The organism is Sphingobacterium sp. BIGb0116 (genome assembly GCF_024808035.1).
In the GTDB taxonomy this organism is placed as follows: Bacteria; Bacteroidota; Bacteroidia; order Sphingobacteriales; family Sphingobacteriaceae; genus Sphingobacterium; species Sphingobacterium paramultivorum.
The window spans coordinates 26,438-44,514 of the sequence record NZ_JANUDT010000004.1 but is presented as its reverse complement, the minus strand read 5'-3'; the positions used below and the strand labels follow the sequence as shown (position 1 = coordinate 44,514).

Here is an 18,077-nt window from a genome sequence, read left to right as displayed (position 1 = left end):
ATGATGGATCGATTAAAATATAAACTAAGATACTAATCTGATTTCACAATGAGAAGATCTCGCGGTAGTCTTTAGCCGGTTTGGGAAGCAGCTTCTGCCTCCCGCGATTGACACTCTTACTTCCCAAAAAATTCAGAAGGCCTTCTGAAAACATTTGTAGCAATCCCGTGCATGGGGCACGGGACCTACCAAGTTTTTGACTTTTAATTTTTTGAGTTATGTGGAGTTTAATATTATATTTTCTATTTGGAATCGGTCAACCGTCTAATTCACAGCCAAGCGCAGGAACACCAACAGTACAAACGGCAGATACTGATCAGCCTCCAACAGATCCTGGACCTGAAACAGGAACAGGGGGGGACAAAGGTACGGTACGTCCATAATTAATCCATACAAAAGAGGCGGTTTACCGCCTCTTTTTTTTAAAGAATAGATCAACTTTGTTTTCAAAAATACTTTTACTATTTTAGATTTAAATAATCATATAGTTGAGATACTTAAGCCTATATATTTCCTTACTTTTTATATTTCTTTCTTGTACGCGAATAGAGAGTGATAAGGATAATCAACTTAAAAATTCGCAAAAAGAAGGCGACTTATATTACAATAAAGCGAAAGCATTTGTAGATATAAGACAATCTGATAGTTCATACCTTTATTTCAATAAAGCAAGACAAATATATCTGGAAATTAATGATAGCTTGTCTGTAGCTAAATCGATCATAAATATGGCTATCACTCAAGGAGAAGAAGGAGACTATTTTGGATCGCAAGAAACCTCTCTACAAGCTTTAGATTATCTAGACAAAAAAAATATTAAACATCATTTTTATCTTAGTATAAATTATAACAATCTTGGAGCCGTTACCGATTACTTGAAGGATTATGATCAAGCGATTAGCTTTTACAAACAGGCTATCAATTTTTCGACAGATTCGGCAAACCGCAGAATATACGAAAATAACCTTGCCCTAAGCTATCAATATGCAAAACGTTATGATGATGCATTGGCAATTTTTGAACATATTTTTAAACAAGTTCAACCTAAAGACGCTGAATATCCTAGGATATTAACAAATCTGGCAAAAACAAGATGGTTAAAAAATCACGAATATCCTGCAAATATTGATTTTCTAAAAGCGATGAAAATTCGTGTGTCCAAAGGTGATTTATGGGGAGTAAATTCAAGTTATACACATCTCGCAGAATACTATGAACTTGTAAATAAAGATTCGGCTTTATTTTATGCCATTAAACGGTATTCAACTTCAAAAACCATAAATAGCCCTGGGGACCAAATCAACGCATTAAATAAATTAATTGAAATATCAGACCCTCATGATATCCGGTTGTATTTTTTAAAATTTAAGCAGCTTTCCGACAGCATCCAGCAGGCCCGAGCAGCCGCCAAAAACCAATTCGCCCTAATCCGCTACGAAGTTGAAAAAAATAAAGCCGATAACCTGCGGCTGGAAAAAGAAAATGCCGAAAAGCAGAACCGCCTGGTTAGACAGCGTGCCATTACAGGTGCAAGTATTTTTTTACTCCTATTAGCTGTTGGTGGAGGAACGCTTTGGTACAAACGGCGCAAGCAACGTCTTGAACTCGAAGCACAGAATCGGGTCAAAGAAACACAGCTTCATCTTTCCAAAAAGATTCACGATGTCGTGGCCAATGGCATCTATCGGGTAATGTCAGAAATTGAACATGGCGATGAAGTGGATCGTGATGGTGTGCTCGATAAACTGGAAAATATGTACCATCAGTCACGCGATATCTCCCACGATGTCGAACAGGAAACGATCACAGAGACACCTTATAACGAGCAACTGGCAAGCCTACTTAAATCCTTTGCCGCTGACCATCGGAAGGTATTAATCGCTGGTAATGATGCCGAACAGTGGGACGATATTAGCAAACGTATTAAGGATGAAGTGAAGCATGTGCTTCAGGAGCTAATGGTTAATATGAAGAAGCATAGTCAGGCCGAACAAGTCGTCGTACGTTTTGAAAAATCGGAGCAAAAACTCAATATATTCTATAAGGATAATGGTGTTGGAATTCCTGAAGAAAAATCGAATGGAAAAGGTTTAGCCAATACGGTTTCCCGTATTGAAAGCCTTGGTGGTAGAATTACCTTTGTCAATGAACCGGGAAAAGGGCTCAATATCACGACCGTTATCCCATTATAAAAAGACAATAATGTATGTTTAAGAAAGTACTCATTGCCGAAGACCACGAGATAGCCAACATTTCCGTGCAGAAAACCTTGCACGACCTCGGTATTCACAATACCAAATACGTTTATTATTGCGATCATGCACTGACCTGGATTAAAAATGCGATCCGCGATGGCGAACCATATGACCTACTCATTACGGATATCGAATTTGAAGATGATGATAGTCCGCAGGAGATAAAGGATGGCCTTTCACTGATCAAAGCTGTCAAGATTGTACAACCAGACATTAAGGTTATTGTCCTGACGGCCAAGGACCGCTCGTCCTTGATCAATGATATGTTCAAAAACAACGAGATCGATGGCCTGGTACGCAAAGCACGCCGCGATGGCCAACATCTGCGCGAAGCTCTCCAAGCGGTTGATCAGAACCGAACGTACCAATCGCCCGACAGTAAAAAATTTATTCAGGAGCAGAACTCGCACGAGTTTACGCAGTTTGACCTGCATATCATTAAACTCCTGTATGAAGGCGTGTCCCAAAAAGAAATGCCCGAATATCTCCAGCAGCGTGATATCCGCCCGTCGAGTCTGAGTAGTATCGAGAAAAGGCTCAACCTCATGAAAGATGTACTAGGTTTTACCAAAAATGAACAGCTTGTTGCACACTGCAAGGAATTAGGTTTTATATAAATAATCTTTGATATCGGATTACGGTTTTCCGTAAAGAATCTTGGGGGTATCGTGCTACTTTTGTGAAAGCAAGGTAAATAACGAGATTGGGTTACTTGCCGAAAATACGATATCTGATGCATTCAAGATATTTAGTGCCATATTTTAACCAATAAGATGATGAGAAAGGGCTATCCACCGATAGCCCTTATTTGTTTTTATGATCATTTGTAACAGTCAGCCTTAGGATGGATCCAGAGCTGAATGCGCGATCATTTAATCAGCCTGATTTGAAAAGGTATTGATTGAGTTTAGCGCATAGTAAGCGATTCCATTATCCGGATATTTTTCCAAGATCTCTTCGTAGAGCGCCTTTGCTTTTTCGGCTTGCCCAGTCTGCGAATAACAGAATGCAATATTACAGAGCGCCATTTCCCGATAGCTCATTTTTGAAGCGCTAAACATGGTAACTGCCCGATATTTATCTAACCATTCCTTTTTTGTAAAGAAATCGACACTCTGTTTAAAATATTCAATCGCACCGTTAAAATTATTTTGTTTGACTGCTTTCATTCCCTTTTTGTGGCTCTTTGGAATGAGCTGTTGCAATGCTGTTACTAAAATGAAAAAAAGAACTGAGGCGACCATCATGCCCTCAAGTTGGAATAAGAATAAGGAAGCTACCACCAGGACCATCCAGAAGACAATAAGGATTAAAACAGCTGGCCAGGACACTGACCTTACAATAGGAACATTTGCACTCATAGATTAATAAATTGCTGGTTTTTATTTTTCTAAAGGTATCTAAAATTTCCATAATTATATCGTTCGGACATTGTTGTACACGAAGTGTTCAAGTTCTCTTCAGTCCACTCTTATCTTAATTATCGCTTTACGGCTTCCCGTAAAATCATGCGAACTCTGTCAGCTACTTTTGTATTAACCATTACGAGTTAGCGATTATTAATTGGATGTTCAAATGAAAAGATATTTTTACATACTTGACGGTAAAAGGATCGGTCCGCTATCCTTTGAGGAAATTAAAGCCACCGATATTTCTGAAGAGACATTGGTTTGGTACGAGGGATTGGAAAATTGGCAACCTGCCGGTGAGCTGGAGGAATTTTTATATCTTTCCTTTCCGCCGGAAGAAACAAAACCTATTGTTGAAGACTCTTTAGATTCAATCGAAATCATTGAGCCATTAATCCAAGACGAACCTGTTTCCACGCAAGAAGCCATTTCCGAAAATGCTGTTATTGCAGTAGACAATGCACCCGCAGTTTATCAAAATAGTGTTGAGAGTAAACTGAAGGCGTATACCTCTTCCATGAATCAATATCATGGTATTGACGATCCATTCGCTAGTGCGCAACATCAATTGATTTATCCGAAGCAAGCTATGTTCTCAAATCCATTTGGTTTTAAAGGAAGAATCAGAAGGACTGAATACTGGCTGAGTTATATAATCGCCTATATCTATTTTTTGCTTCTTGCCGCAGTAACGGCTAGGATCGAGCGAGTATCGGGTGGGGGCGGTGCATTCTTTTTATTTATACTGCCTTTTTACTGGTTCCTCATTGCCCAAAATGCCAAGCGATGTCACGATCGTGGAAACTCCGGGTGGTTCCAGATTATTCCTTTTTACGGTCTTTGGATGGCATTTGGCGAAAGTGACAGATTCGTAAATGACTACGGACCCAATCCCAAAGGCGATAATTTCCAAACAAGATTTTAACAAAACCATATTAGATAGATGAAAAGGATTTCTTTGATTGCTAATTCGAGCATTCAATATTACAAGTATGAGGTAAATATTGATCTTGAGTTTGGCAAGGAAAATAGATTTTATTACCACCAACCATTCGATACCAATTTTTTCGATTTTATTCTCGATCCCTTATTTAAGGTTACGAAGGAAGGTACTGAGAATTATTATCGTTTACAGGAGCTGATCGATAAGGGATTTGTTATCAATAAGCGTCTCAAAGATGAAGCTGATTTGAGTACCTGTACAGGTATCGTTACTGAAGTCTACGAAGAAAGTAATCTGAAGCAGACACTTAAGCAGTACCAAAATAAATGGATTCCGTTGCCTTTTTTTAAGGAGAACGCCATTAATAGAGACTTGCTGTATCCTACAGATTGGGTCCGCGTGTTTTTTACTTGTGATGAAGAGTTTTCACTGGCAAAAATCGTCATTGCCGTAGATACGTCTTTAGCCAGAAGTGAAAATGATAAAACTGGTCCTCAGTTGAGCAATAATCCGGATGAGAATGTTTTCAGACTCCAGTCTGATGAAATCAATCTGAGTAATTTCTTATTTACGCAGGACAACTCTGTTGCATGGATTGATCGGTATTTGGCCGACTTATTTTATGATAAAAATGAAGAAGAAAGATATACACATCCGATAAAAAAATACATCGCCAAATATGTTCTTCTGATGAAGTGGCTGGCTGCTCAAACGGAGTCACCCGAAATTCAGCTCTTTACGGATAATATCAGAAAGAAAACTGTAGATCTCGTCATTGATATCGGCAATTCGGCTACCTGTGCGCTTCTATTTGAGAATAAGGATGATGATAGTTTTGACTTTGATAGCGTTAAGAAACTTATCATTCAAGATTATACCAATCCGCATCTGGAATACAATAACTCATTTCCGATGAACATGATGTTTAGCGAATCTAGTTTTGGAAATATTGATAAAGATAATTACCACAACAATAAATTTATTGTTCCCAGTTTGACCCGTATTGGTTTTGAAGCAGAAAAATTGATCCATTCAGCAAGTACAAATCTAGATCTTGGTTACGAACTAAAGACTTACAACTCGAGCCCGAAACGCTATTTATGGGATGATCAGATAAGTGACCGCGAATGGGAGTTTCAACCTCTTAAGACTAATCGGGTAAAGAAAGTGTATCTGAATGGCATATCAGAGCAACTGAGCCTAGACGGTAGCTTAAAGAGTTCGCGAGAGGTATTTGGTGCAAAATCGATGTTTTCAAGGGCTTCTCTAATGAAGTTTGTTTTTCTGGAAGTATTGATGCATGCGCACGTGCAGATCAATTCTTTTAAGTTTAGGGAGGAACACGGCGAGATGACTATGCCAAGGACAATCAAAAGGATTACGATATCATGCCCTACTGGTATGATTCAGCATGAGCAGATCGCCCTAAGACAAGCAGCGGCAGAAGCCTGTGAATTACTGGATGGATACCAACGATTCTACTTTGATCAGGATGAAAATACAAACTGGTTTAAAAAGCCGGAGATTATTCCATCTATTCAGGATATATCCAAGACCCTCAGCCAGCTGGAAGATAAAAAAGATTGGATGTATGATGAGGCAACATGTAGCCAGCTGGTGTTTGTTTACAGCCTCTTTTCGAAAAAACTGCGGAGCAACAATTATGTGATTGACCATTTTTTATTCAATAATAAGAATACGTTAAAGATTGCTTCCATTGATATCGGCGCGGGAACAACTGATATTATCATCAATCAATATCAGCTTAAGACCTCAAATAAGATTCAGGAATTGATTCCCCAACCGCTATTTTGGGATAGTTTTAAATTGGCAGGAGATGATCTGATGAAGGAGTTGATCCAAAAGCTGATTATTCGCAGTACCCTAAAAACGGATGATTCGGCCATTGAAGGATTAGAAAATTATGGGAGATCAAAGGGAATTATAGACATCCAAAGTCGGATCAACGGATTTTTTGGGGAGAACTCCAATAATATGGGCTATCTCGCAAAGATGATGCGCAAATCATTTGTCCATCAGGTAGCACAGCCTATTGTACTTAAGTACCTACAACAGGCCAATCAGCAAGAATCTTTGGAAATGTCTTTCGAAGAAATCATAGGGCACAAATTTGAAAATAGTGCACTTGTCAACTATTTTGAGCGGATAATAGGATTTAATTTTTTGGAAATCCGATGGACAATATCGGCTAAGGTCGTCAATGAGATCGTTTCTAGTGTATTTGAGGGATTGGTTCGTCAAATGTGTCTGGTGATTAACCAGTTTGAGTGTGATTTTGTGGTCCTGTCCGGAAAGCCTGCATCCCTGCTTAGCTATGAGGAACTGTTCAAAAAATTTCTGTTTGTTTCGCCGACCAATGTGATCAATCTCAATAATTATTGGATCGGAAAATGGTATCCGTTTGCAGACAATTTGGGGAATGTTGAAGATCCCAAGACGATTGTTGCCGTGGGGGCAATTATCGCTTTGATGGCAGCCAAATTGAAGAAGATACAGGACTTCAATTTAAATACAACGGAGCTGATCAAAAACCTGAGTTCAACAGCCGATCATATTATTTCCAAAGTGGAGAATAGAAAAGAAGTCATTTTGACTCCACAAAAACATGAACAGACTTTTCTGCTTAAATCACTTCCTTTTGAGTTTGGCTATGCGAAATATCTATCGCGAAACTACACCTATTCAGGTCTCTATAGATTAAGTATTGATCACAGGCAGATTGAAGAGGTTATCAAGAACCGTTTTGTCGGTCGCGATGAGTCATTTTATGAAGAACAGGTCGATAAAGAGCGGGGTGAAATATTACGACATCTACCGTTGAAGGTGACCATCGCCCGAGATTGGGATGAAAGTAAGGAAATATTGAAGATCGAACATATCGAAGATAATGAAGGGAATGAGAAGCCGGGGCGTTTCTTCCAGCTCCATTATCAGACCTTGGATAGTGTTCAGGGATATTGGTTAGATACTTGTGAATTCGTTTTATAGAAAAGAAATGTCGAATAATTATTCTGAATTAGAAATCAAGCTTATCGAGGAATTTATTTCCGGTAAGATCGATCTTATACAGGGATCGATTCAATGGGCTGACAAAAATCTAAAGTATGAAGAACGTAATAAAGCGCTACTCAGCTTGAAGAACAGCTTGAATACCATAAAAAAGGTTCAGGGCAATATCGGTAATAAACCGGTCATCGCTGTCTTTGGGGCAAGTCAGGTGGGAAAATCCTATCTGATCAAAAACCTGTTGAGCGATACAAACAGGCCCTTTGAGATTGAAAACGACGGTAAACAATATGATTTCCTAAAGCAAATAAATCCGCCGGGAACTGGTGCCGAAAGTACGGGCTTGGTCACTCGATTTACGATTGATCAAGATCCCTCGTTCCCAGATTTTCCAATAAAGGTGAACTTGCTGGCAGCAAAAGATATACTCTTGGTTTTGCTTGATGCTTTTTTTCTGGATCTCAAGAAAATTACTTCCTTTCCGTCAAAAGGGGATTTTGAAGCACATCTTAAAAAGCTGGAGCTTGAGGAAAAAGGAACTCAGCAGGATTTTTTAACCGAATTCGATGTGCTTGAGATTAAGGAGTACTTTGAAAAAAATCTTTCACAGCATACCATCTTGTTTGAAGGTCTTTATGAAATAAGGTTCTTCGAACGTATAGGTCGCATTATCCATCATTATGAGGCTACAGATTGGTCGCGCATATTTGATATCCTCTGGAATAAGGAAATTCTATTGACAGATCTTTTTATCAACTTGATCAATAAGCTGAAATTGGTACAGTTTGCACGCCATGGGTATATCAAGTTTGAAAATGTCCTGCGTGAGGGGGGAGCCATTCTTGATGTCAAACGCTTGGGCGAACTCAGTGCCGATTCTGGAAAGGGTAGCACAATTTTCAAGTTGACGAATGGTGCTGAGGTTCAGATTGAGGTCCCTGCATTGTCAGCGCTGATTGCCGAACTTGTTTTTTCGATTCCCGAAAGACTTGTCGAATCCAAAGAGTTTTTAAAATACAATGATTTATTGGACTTTCCGGGAGCCCGTAGCCGTTTGGCATTGGATCAATCGGATATCTCGACAAAGAATATTGATGCCATGTTATTGCGGGGTAAGGTCTCTTATCTTTTTAATAAATACTCTCTTGATTTTAATATCAATAATCTCTTGTTCTGTACCAATGACAAGCAGCTGGAAGTCAACGAAATTTCATCGCTGTTATACAACTGGATCGAGAACAATGTAGGCGGGAGTGTCGAAGAACGATCAAAATCACTTCAAGAAGCAAGCTTGCCGCCATTGTTTGTCATCTTTACCTTTTTCAATAATCAGATCAAGTTTGACACCACAAACGACGGTGAATACCTGGAATCTGCTGAAAAATTAAACTACAAATGGCACACGCGTTTTGAGCGTTTCTTTGAACAGGAGATCGTTACGCAGTCGCGTAACTGGCACACAAAATGGACAAGCCAAGAAAATCTGTTCAAGAATTTCTATCTGTTGCGCGATTACAAGTATTCAAACGATACGTTTGTCGGATTTGAACAGGAAGGGGAAGAGCTCGCAATCCATCCCGAAAGGGAGAATTTTTTGAAAGTCATGAAGCAGTCCTTTACACGCTATGGTTTTGTCCAAAATCATTTCCAGGATGCTGAAAGAACATGGCAACACGTTGCTACCATCAATCATGATGGGTCTGCGTTGATTATTGAATCCCTGGCGAAGGTATCGGGGAATAAAACCAAGATCAATCATAACCTTCAAAAGTTAAACACAATCCTGACCAAGATACAGCGGGACCTCGAACGTTTTATTCATAAGGATGATGTCACTGTGATGCGCGAAACGCAGATGCGTCAGGTAAATCAGTTTCAGTTGGCATTTAACAGTGCCTTAGTAAAAGATCTTGGCTTGTTTAACGCCTTTATAGACTGTCTTTCGATTAACCCTAATGATATTTTTCAGTTGCTGAATGAACATATGGTGGTTGATACAAGTCGTCGCATATTGGATGAAACCACACAGGAGTCCATTCTATTGGTTCAATATCCGGAGCTAAAACAGGCGAAGTCGAAAGCAGAAATGCTGACCATTCTGCAAAAGCATCTTTGGCTTTCATCGCATGAAGCTGTTGAAGACTTTTTAAAAGACAGTGGTATCGAAATCGCTGAATTATTTCAGCAGGAAGAGACCAATTCATCAAAATCTGAGTATTACGTTCAATTGATTATCGAATCTTGGTTAACGAAGATCAACAACTTGGATCAGTACAGGGATTTCATCGCATATGGACTGAATAGAAACAGTTTGATTTTCGTTGTGAGCTACTTTAAGGAACTGCTTAAAAAGCGAAATGTCGCCAGCAAAATGGTCAGATTGTTAAATGATATCATTTCTGAGATAGATGTTAACCATGGTTATGAAATATTTTTGACCGAAACCTTCTCCCTGGTGATCAATGAACTGATTTTTAATTTTGACGTGAGCTACTTTACGGAAGAAGAGAAAGAGGAAGCCAGAAACATCTTGGTAGCTAATCCCAATCGATTTTTTGAACGAAAACTTGATACATCCGCCAGCGCGATATCTGCTTTATTCGACGCCGAAAATATTGATGTACGCGCAATAGCACTACAGAAGTACAACAAATGGATTGAATATTTACGCCTTTCACTCCTTGTCAATGCAGGATATATCGATTACGATGAGCAGGCCAATCAGGAATTAAAATTATTGGTCGAACAGTATTCACCTTTTCAACTGGTTTAAAAATGCAAAAATTTCATTCAATAGCAACGGATAGGTACATTCCCTTATCGTTTGACAATGCTTACCTGTTTAATCAGTATGATAGAATCAGTAATTTCCTCGTCTTTAACTTGGATAAAAAGTATCGGAATTTTTTGGCTAAACCGGTCAAAAACAACTATGATATTGATTGGTACAGCATACATATGGGCCTTCAGCCGGTAGAGCATTCGTCTTATCGGGAATATGGTCTCAAACAATATTGGCTCGTCATGGAGGAACTTCAAAAACGTATCGAAGATCTTATGCGGAATAGAGACGCCAACGTACAGTATTGGGGGGCAATTCTTCAGACAGTTTTTAATCCAGAAGACAATCTTATTTTCACCAATGGGCATGATATCTGCATCATCTGGGGCTGGAAGTTTGAGAATAACCAAAATCGGAAACCGCACCTTCTTGGTGATAGCTTTCAGGAGTCAATTAGTCCGGAGGATACCCCATTGCCACCACAGATTCCGGATATGGATCCTCCAATCGCTGATATTAGTGCACCAAAACAATCTCAAAACCTGGAGCCTGTACCTGCAATTGAACCCCCCATTTCATCGCCGGTTGCCCCCGGGGAGTATTTTATGGCTGATGTCAAAGAAGAAAATATTGATGTAGAAATAGCCAAGAAAGAAAGTTTTCTGGCCTTTCTAAAATATATAGCGGTGACTTATTGGTGGGTGCTGATCGTTTTACTGGTGTTGATCTGTTTAGTATTCTTTTTTAAATCTCTAATCCACAGATCGTAATGGAACATGTAAAAAACAAATCTTTCGCCAACAACTGGTGGCTATTTTATCCCCTATTGTTTCTGCTTATCGGTTTGCTTGTGTATGCCTTGCTATGGAATCCTGAGAATACGATAGAGGTGCTAAGACAGGAACTGAACGATTGCAGGGATAGCCATGCCGCTTCTTCTACAAGACCGGTTGATGGGGGCGACAATACCTTGCCTGGCAATATTGATTCGCTGCAAATAGGGGAACTTGATAAAAATCGGGCGCTGCCAGGGGACGACAAAAAAGTTGAAAATACGATCGTTAACTGTGATGCAAAGGTAGAGTCCGGTGGTCAGGGAGTCACCAAGACCAAGCATATCCTGGGCGATCAATCGGGACGCGTCATTTTGCAGTATGATACGAAAACAATTCCAGATGAGATCAAAGTGTATTACGATGGTAAACCTATTGCTCATACAGATGGACCTGTTTCTGGAGCCGGCCAGCTGGAATGGATTTATGAAGTTGCTCCTGGCAAACCCAAATATTGCTATGTGGAAGTTTCGGCACCAACACCCCGTACCGTTTGGGAGTACATTGTTAATTGTCCACTTTAATAAAGACCGATGAAACAGTCAAAATACCCCTTTTATTACTACCTGGTCCTGGTCTTTTTTGTATTGCTAAGCGTACTTTTTTGGATCTTTTGCCTTACTGCTGGCACCGCGGTAAGACGAGGCAAGGTCCTGGCGACGCCTACAAGATATAGACATACTACTGCTTCCATGGTGCAGACAACCTCCATGGCGCACTTAGATCCGCCGCCGGTGGGCCAGCCTAATCTTTAATATTTGAATCTAAAAGTAAAGAAAATTTAGCCTATATGAAACAAGAGAATTTTTTGTTTGTGGATGTGGTTTCATCCATTTTTCTGCTCATCCTGTTACTCTGTAATTTCTTTGGAATGCTCTATATGACAGAGGGTAACATGTTGCTGAGCCTAGCCGTCAGCCTGATTATTGTAGTCTGTTATTATTTTGTGTTGCAGCTGCTGAAACGGAATAAAGAGCGTATGCTCAATCAAGGGTATCTGAAGAGTACCGCCAGTTTGTTTTTTATTGTATTCGTTGTTTTTGGTTTGATTAGCTATGTCTTTATGATCCATTTGGTCAATATTGAGAAAAACAGCAGAAAGGCAATTCAGAAAGAAGCAGGTGAAAAAGTCTTGCTTGTGAAAGATTTAGCCATACAATACGATAAACGTGCAAATGAATCGATGCAGACTTTTGAGGCGCTGTTTAAAGGTAAGTTACAGGCCTATAAAAATCAACGAACAAATGTACTGCGCAATGAATTGGGAAATCCACCTTTTAACCTGCCCGAAGCCATATTGAACAGTCCGTCAGCAAGTATTGACGTGTCGGCGAGTACCAATGCCATATTGAACGCTTATCAAGTTAAATATAACAACAACCATAAGTTATTGGACAGTTTGGTATTCAAAAAAGCAGATAGTTATAATCAGATCTTTCAGCAATGGGATAGGCTTAGTTTGGCAACGAACTACGTTGGCCTGAACGATTTTGTTAAAAGTAGCGCAACGCTTGTGAATGAAAAAATCAAGGAGCTACCCGTTGACAATGAACCGATAAAAGTTACGATCAGTGAACGGAATTTGCCCTTGGACAGCCCGATTGCATTGGCGAAGATCTATTCGCCCGATTATCTCCTCCCACTGATTATTATACTGATTATGCATGCCTTTATTTTGATCCCCTACTTCACGTATCGGGTGCGCAAGTATAACAGTCCCCGCTTAAAGGACGCTGAAGCAGAAATTATTAATCGTGGTGGAACAATAGAACTTTAATACCTAAAAGATGGATAAGCATAAAAAACAAAATATTTTATCGAACTGCAATATGGTTCCATTGCCTGCCTTAGATCAAGCTATAGTGGGCGGATTTATCGCATTTGATGAATTGGAACAGCATGGTCTAACCAGGGACAAATTGAAAGAGTTGCAGCTTTTGGATGATAGTAGAAATGGCAAAATTGTTTTGCCACCTCCGATCCCAGGTTTGCCACCTATTGATGTCGAGCTGCCGCTGATGCCGCCAATGCCAGGAATGCCTCCGTTACCTACGATGACCAGTCCAAGTGCTCCGATTCAGTCCAGTGAAACATTGCTGGAACAAATCAAGAACAATGAAATTTCTGCCGACGATATCAAAAAGCTTATCGGGGAGAAGAAACTGACGTTTGACTATCTTGAAAGTATTGGTGTCGAAAAGAGAGTGGTTCAGGCATTGAAATTCTATAGCAGTGCCTCTGCTATTACGATCTTTAAGCGAATTGAGGACCTGCCACCCATGGAAAGTGGACGGACCGATCTTTATATGGTGGGTATGCCATTTTCAGGTAAATCAACGATCTTGGCAAGTCTCATCAAACATTCCAATAAGCAGGGGATATTAATGCACGATAGCTATAATCCCGATGGGAATAAATATTTGGAAACCCTGAAGAGAAATTTAGATTACGGTGTATTGCCGATACGTACTGATAGTGCAAGTTACAACTATATCGCAACTTCATTTAAAGATCAAAAAGGTACGACCCATCCCTTCAATATTGTCGAGGTTCCGGGTGAAAATTATGTGAAGATCTTTAATCAGGGCTTTGACAATTCGGAGATCCCCCAATTTATCAATTACGTCAAAAGTAACAACAAAAAAATCCTGGTATTTATTATTGATGCATTATCTCACGATAAGCGTTTTGAAGATGAACAATTCTTTGGAGCATTAGACCAAAGCATTGCCTACACCAATATCATATCCATTTTTAAAGACTCCAAGGTATTGGATAATACCGATGCGGTATATTTTGTGGTCAATAAGTTTGATTATATCAAACAGACCAGATATCGCGATGACGATAGGGCAGAAAGTGAATTGGCCCTCGATTACATGAATCAGGAGTTTTTGTCCCTTATCGAAAACTGCAAGACTGCACGGGAAAATTCCAGAAACCAGTTTAAGATCAAAATACTGCCCTTTTCCATTGGTGATCTTGTTTACGAAAAGATTGTGACTACGATCGAAGATAAATATCCGCAAGAACTGGTGAAGAATATGTTGGAAGATAGTTTTGTCGTAAAAGGCGGCGCATTTTGGAAAAGATTTTTTTAAGAAATATTTATGGAAAGTACACATTATAGAAATAGAGTGCATCTTATTATTGAACGTACTCTGAATGGTCTGGATTATGATTATGTCTCGGCCGGACTGAATAAAAATGAATTAGAAAAGTTACAGCTTTCATTTGATGAAACCAGTCAAGTCGGTCAGTTTAATGAGGGGTATTGCTATTCTATCAAGCGGACATCGCAGCATTTGATTTATTCGGTTATCAATACGAGTATGAAGGATAATGCAAAGCGTAATGGATTTTTTGCAGTGCGTTTGATTGTTAAGCACAATGAACTGCTGTCACGTGTCATGCAATATCTATTGCAGATCACTACACAGTTTATAAATCATATGAAGGACGGGAGTTTAAATAATCAAAACTACGATCTTATTCTAGAAGAGGCTGCAAAAGACATCAAACGAGTCAATTGCATTACACCGGTGATTGAATTGGATAAAACAATATATTATCAATTTTTGAATCTCACTTTGGATCAGAGTGATGCTTTCAACAATCCCAAATTGGTATATGCGAGCAAAGTCTATTTCCTGGACGAACAGTCAATACAAAATGAGGGCGTCGCTCAACAGTTCGGTTTTCAGTCGGCGCAAAACTTATTTGGAAAGGTTCGTAAGATTACATTTAATAATACCACTACAAATGGATTGCGTGTAAAGATCAACGAGCAAGAGATTAGTTTGGCGAAGGATCAATTTATCATCTGCAAAGATGGCGACCGTGTGCAATACAAGCTTATTTTTGATTCACGTTATAAGGACGTCAATATTTTCGAAGGAGAAGTGGAGGTGCGTCCCGAAGAGATTGTATTGCCTAAACGTCCAGTACTGGAACCCGAAAAAAGCTCAAGCGGACTGGTATGGGCCTGGATAATCGGACCAATTTTGGGAATTGCCATCGGTTATTGGGGAATTGGCCTCGTTATGAATTTTTTTGGAACGGGACAAGAAGCTAACGATACTGTTGTTGTAAAAGAGGAAATACCCGCCGAGAATTTTGCCTTCAAAATCGATACGGCCAAAAGTAGGGTACTTTACCTCGAGTTTACCGATTCCACCTTGCAAGGTTACGTTTTCAATTACAAAGGAAAAGCTGAAGGCTGGAAGTTCTATAAAAAAGGAGAGGAGAAGAATACGAAACCTTTAACCAAAGCCGAGTTACGCTCAATTTTTCATAATGAGGATCGTATCCTTCTTTTTTGTGATCAGCTTACCGCACAGATTCCAAGCGATATTCCGGAGGATAAGCCTGCCCCGACCAATTCAAGACCGATAGATAGCGGAGAGATCACCAGCGAAAAAAATAATAAAGTACAGCCGGAGAAGCCTGAAAAACAATCCAGCCAGCCAGCGAAAGGAGGGACCAAAGACCATGAATCAAAAGTATAGGGGACTTTATTTTTTGGGAGCCACCCTAGGGGTTGGTTTACTGATTGTTGGTTCGATGAAGCTGATGAGTTCATCTCCAGCCCAGCATGACGTTATGAAGCAATCGGCTATCACAATGGCAAGTGGGCATAAAATATTGGAAAATAAGATCAAGGAGCTTTCCGAGGACAATGTAAGTCCGGCCCAGTACAACAACTTGCTGATCGAGATCAATAATGCAGCTTCACAGAATCTGTTTAATAAAGCGATTCAGGACATGCTGCTTCAGCAGCTCAATGGCAGATATACTCAACTGAGCATCGAGCGCAGTAATAAATTGCTTCGTTCGGACCCTGTTAAACAGGCAGAACTTAATATTCTTGTCGCTCATCTCGAAAGTACTTTTGGTCCTACGGGAGAGGTTGCAACGATCAAAAATAAAGTTAAAGCTTTGAATCACTATACGGAAGTCCTGCCACAACGTGTAAACTCATTGATCAATCAAGGCTTCGCGGAATTTGATGAGAGTGGGTATAGGGCTTTAATGAACGAACTGGAGCGGATGCCAAACCTAGATGCAAATCTCAAAAGAAAGAAATCTGTTCTTGCCGTTAGAAATACTGGCGTAAGCAAACTGCAACAATTTCATCGGAATTACGAAAACTGGAATTTGAACATGAATTTATAAAATAGGATCCTTCCGCTAAAAAGTGGCTGTATCAGATAAAACCTACATAGATTAATCTATAGATATGAAATATTTATTAACCCTTTTTTTAATGGGGCTGGTCTTTTTTTGCTTTGCGCAGGCGACCAACGATGAATTATTGGCCCAGGCCAAAGCACAAATGGATAACGGCTTGCATGAAGAGTCCATAAATACCCTAAATAAAATTCACGGCAAGACAAAGACAAAAGAATTCGTGGACTACTTTAAGACCGTAAATTATTTCAAATTACTGGATAATGGCGACTATCCATCTTTTGAGATCATCAATAAGGTACGTAGCCAAGCCGCTCTGTTTTTGAAAAATTATTCAAAATCGCGCAACCAAGGTGATGTCAAAAGGATACTCGACAAAATGGACGAGTATCCAAAGACACAGCAAAGTTATGACGATACCAAGAATCGAATCTTACAGGAGAAAAAGACCGAAAGGCAACAGATTTTGCTGACAGCGATCAGGAAATCCTATGAGGTGCAAGATTATGCCCAGAGTTTAGCCACCATTAAGGTTGCCAAAGAATCTGGATATGATGAGAGTCCTGTTCAGTATTATGATTTTATGGTGAAGTACAAACTATATGATCAGAGCCCCTCGCAGACATACCATGAAGTAGAATCTATCGTTGCACTTGGAAATGCTATTTTAAGCAGTGACCATAATTCTCTGGCTAAGTTAAGTACGGCCGAAGTAGAAAAGATCAAAAATATTGTTGCCGGATTACCAAAATCGCTTGACGAGTTCAGAAAAAAAGAAGAGGATAAACGTGCTGCTGCCTATGCCTTAGCGATGCAACGTAAATTTGATGCGATATCGGACAGCTACAATGCACAGGAGTATGGTAAAGTCATTTTAGCTACAAATGATTTTCCGGACCGATCCCGTGATAATCAAAAAGTGAGCTACTTTCAGGCTATGAGCCGTTACCAGCTGTTTAAACGAGAGGGAAACTACAGTTTTTCGGATCTATTGACGGTGAAGTCTGCTCTTGAAGGGTATATAACGAAGTTTAATGAGGAAGATTTGACCTCTAAAATTGAGGTATCTGCTGCCTTAGGAGATCTGCACAAAAATTATCCGACTTCGCAATACGCTTACGATGCGATGGTTAAACGGGAAGAGAAGAAGGAGCTGGCGGCAGTGCGTCGGGCTAGAAGAAAGCTATTTACCAATATCGGCTATGAGTATGGAAAATTGGCACCAATTGGTCTACGATTTGAAACTGGTGGTGCATTTGTTGGATTCTTTGCAACGGTGCGTTATGGGCTGAAGTCAGATAACCAGCTCGATTCTTATTACTCAAGCACGCGGTCGTCCCAACCCAATAAAACAGAGCTTATTGTAGGGCCAAATTTTAAGGTAGTCGATTGGTTACTGTTGAACATCGGGGGTGGCTATGGAGTTTATTCCCATTTATTTCGTGATGATTACGCAGACCGAGAGGGCCATGGAAAAACCGGTTATGTCGCCGGTTACGGCGGGGTGACTTTACGACTTAGTCGGTACGTAAATATCATAGGTGGTGCTTCCATGATGGCTATTGACAAACAGTTCTCTTCTAAAAAATTTACCCAGCCCGAATTTACCGGTGGTATTACTTTTAATATTCGATAAAA

Annotated in this window: 14 protein-coding genes; 13 read left to right on the top strand and 1 reads right to left on the bottom strand. The window is 39.8% G+C overall.

Annotated features, from left to right (window positions below):
- The first annotated feature begins 218 nt into the window (after nucleotides 1-218).
- From M2419_RS11295 to M2419_RS11285, 3 genes are all read left to right on the top strand, one after another.
- Nucleotides 219-383: a hypothetical protein gene (locus M2419_RS11295; RefSeq protein WP_156167661.1), complete on the top strand. Its 165-nt coding sequence runs from the start codon at nucleotides 219-221 to the stop codon at nucleotides 381-383.
- 345 nt (nucleotides 384-728) lie between these two features.
- Nucleotides 729-2,192, top strand: coding sequence for an ATP-binding protein (locus M2419_RS11290; protein WP_409049509.1), 1,464 nt, complete (start codon nucleotides 729-731; stop codon nucleotides 2,190-2,192).
- A gap of 14 nt (nucleotides 2,193-2,206) precedes the next feature.
- Entirely contained in the window at nucleotides 2,207-2,872 is a 666-nt protein-coding gene (locus tag M2419_RS11285) for a response regulator (protein ID WP_120335528.1), read from the top strand.
- 255 nt (nucleotides 2,873-3,127) lie between these two features.
- Here M2419_RS11285 and M2419_RS11280 read toward each other — a convergent pair whose 3' ends face one another.
- Nucleotides 3,128-3,616, bottom strand: a complete 489-nt coding sequence (locus M2419_RS11280; RefSeq protein WP_259255076.1) for a tol-pal system YbgF family protein — start codon at nucleotides 3,614-3,616, stop codon at nucleotides 3,128-3,130.
- 214 nt (nucleotides 3,617-3,830) lie between these two features.
- On the opposite strand from M2419_RS11280, the gene M2419_RS11275 reads away from it, so the two are divergent.
- From M2419_RS11275 to M2419_RS11230, 10 genes are all read left to right on the top strand, one after another.
- On the top strand, nucleotides 3,831-4,589 hold the full coding sequence (locus tag M2419_RS11275) for a DUF805 domain-containing protein (RefSeq protein ID WP_182329743.1): 759 nt from the start codon (nucleotides 3,831-3,833) through the stop codon (nucleotides 4,587-4,589).
- 18 nt (nucleotides 4,590-4,607) lie between these two features.
- Nucleotides 4,608-7,616 (top strand): virulence factor SrfB, encoded by a 3,009-nt coding sequence (locus M2419_RS11270; protein ID WP_259255075.1) that lies wholly within the window; start codon nucleotides 4,608-4,610, stop codon nucleotides 7,614-7,616.
- A gap of 7 nt (nucleotides 7,617-7,623) precedes the next feature.
- The gene (locus M2419_RS11265) at nucleotides 7,624-10,407 is read left to right on the top strand and encodes a putative virulence factor (protein ID WP_259255074.1); all 2,784 of its coding nucleotides are present in this window, start codon (nucleotides 7,624-7,626) and stop codon (nucleotides 10,405-10,407) included.
- A gap of 2 nt (nucleotides 10,408-10,409) precedes the next feature.
- Nucleotides 10,410-11,186: a hypothetical protein gene (locus tag M2419_RS11260; RefSeq protein WP_259255073.1), complete on the top strand. Its 777-nt coding sequence runs from the start codon at nucleotides 10,410-10,412 to the stop codon at nucleotides 11,184-11,186.
- Entirely contained in the window at nucleotides 11,186-11,773 is a 588-nt protein-coding gene (locus M2419_RS11255; protein ID WP_182329735.1) for a hypothetical protein, read from the top strand. The genes M2419_RS11260 and M2419_RS11255 overlap by 1 nt, the downstream gene beginning before the upstream one ends.
- Nucleotides 11,774-12,039: 266 nt before the next feature.
- Nucleotides 12,040-13,026, top strand: coding sequence for a hypothetical protein (locus M2419_RS11250; protein ID WP_182329733.1), 987 nt, complete (start codon nucleotides 12,040-12,042; stop codon nucleotides 13,024-13,026).
- Between the two features lie 10 nt (nucleotides 13,027-13,036).
- Nucleotides 13,037-14,350 carry a hypothetical protein gene (locus M2419_RS11245; RefSeq protein ID WP_259255072.1) on the top strand — a complete coding sequence of 438 codons (1,314 nt, stop codon included), beginning with the start codon at nucleotides 13,037-13,039 and terminating at the stop codon, nucleotides 14,348-14,350.
- A 9-nt stretch (nucleotides 14,351-14,359) separates the two neighbouring features.
- Nucleotides 14,360-15,757: a hypothetical protein gene (locus tag M2419_RS11240; RefSeq protein ID WP_259255070.1), complete on the top strand. Its 1,398-nt coding sequence runs from the start codon at nucleotides 14,360-14,362 to the stop codon at nucleotides 15,755-15,757.
- Nucleotides 15,741-16,424: a hypothetical protein gene (locus M2419_RS11235; protein ID WP_259255069.1), complete on the top strand. Its 684-nt coding sequence runs from the start codon at nucleotides 15,741-15,743 to the stop codon at nucleotides 16,422-16,424. The genes M2419_RS11240 and M2419_RS11235 overlap by 17 nt, the downstream gene beginning before the upstream one ends.
- Nucleotides 16,425-16,488: 64 nt before the next feature.
- Complete coding sequence (locus M2419_RS11230) at nucleotides 16,489-18,075, top strand: hypothetical protein (RefSeq protein ID WP_259255068.1); 1,587 nt, start codon at nucleotides 16,489-16,491, stop codon at nucleotides 18,073-18,075.
- The last annotated feature ends 2 nt before the right edge of the window (nucleotides 18,076-18,077 follow it).

Bases quoted from the DNA above. Each gene is read 5' to 3' on its own strand.
- M2419_RS11295 (WP_156167661.1), top strand. From the start codon at position 219: ATGTGGAGTTTAATATTATATTTTCTATTTGGAATCGGTCAACCGTCT.
- M2419_RS11290 (WP_409049509.1), top strand. From the start codon at position 729: ATGGCTATCACTCAAGGAGAAGAAGGAGACTATTTTGGATCGCAAGAA.
- M2419_RS11285 (WP_120335528.1), top strand. From the start codon at position 2,207: ATGTTTAAGAAAGTACTCATTGCCGAAGACCACGAGATAGCCAACATT.
- M2419_RS11280 (WP_259255076.1), bottom strand. From the start codon at position 3,616: ATGAGTGCAAATGTTCCTATTGTAAGGTCAGTGTCCTGGCCAGCTGTT.
- M2419_RS11275 (WP_182329743.1), top strand. From the start codon at position 3,831: ATGAAAAGATATTTTTACATACTTGACGGTAAAAGGATCGGTCCGCTA.
- M2419_RS11270 (WP_259255075.1), top strand. From the start codon at position 4,608: ATGAAAAGGATTTCTTTGATTGCTAATTCGAGCATTCAATATTACAAG.
- M2419_RS11265 (WP_259255074.1), top strand. From the start codon at position 7,624: ATGTCGAATAATTATTCTGAATTAGAAATCAAGCTTATCGAGGAATTT.
- M2419_RS11260 (WP_259255073.1), top strand. From the start codon at position 10,410: ATGCAAAAATTTCATTCAATAGCAACGGATAGGTACATTCCCTTATCG.
- M2419_RS11255 (WP_182329735.1), top strand. From the start codon at position 11,186: ATGGAACATGTAAAAAACAAATCTTTCGCCAACAACTGGTGGCTATTT.
- M2419_RS11250 (WP_182329733.1), top strand. From the start codon at position 12,040: ATGAAACAAGAGAATTTTTTGTTTGTGGATGTGGTTTCATCCATTTTT.
- M2419_RS11245 (WP_259255072.1), top strand. From the start codon at position 13,037: ATGGATAAGCATAAAAAACAAAATATTTTATCGAACTGCAATATGGTT.
- M2419_RS11240 (WP_259255070.1), top strand. From the start codon at position 14,360: ATGGAAAGTACACATTATAGAAATAGAGTGCATCTTATTATTGAACGT.
- M2419_RS11235 (WP_259255069.1), top strand. From the start codon at position 15,741: ATGAATCAAAAGTATAGGGGACTTTATTTTTTGGGAGCCACCCTAGGG.
- M2419_RS11230 (WP_259255068.1), top strand. From the start codon at position 16,489: ATGAAATATTTATTAACCCTTTTTTTAATGGGGCTGGTCTTTTTTTGC.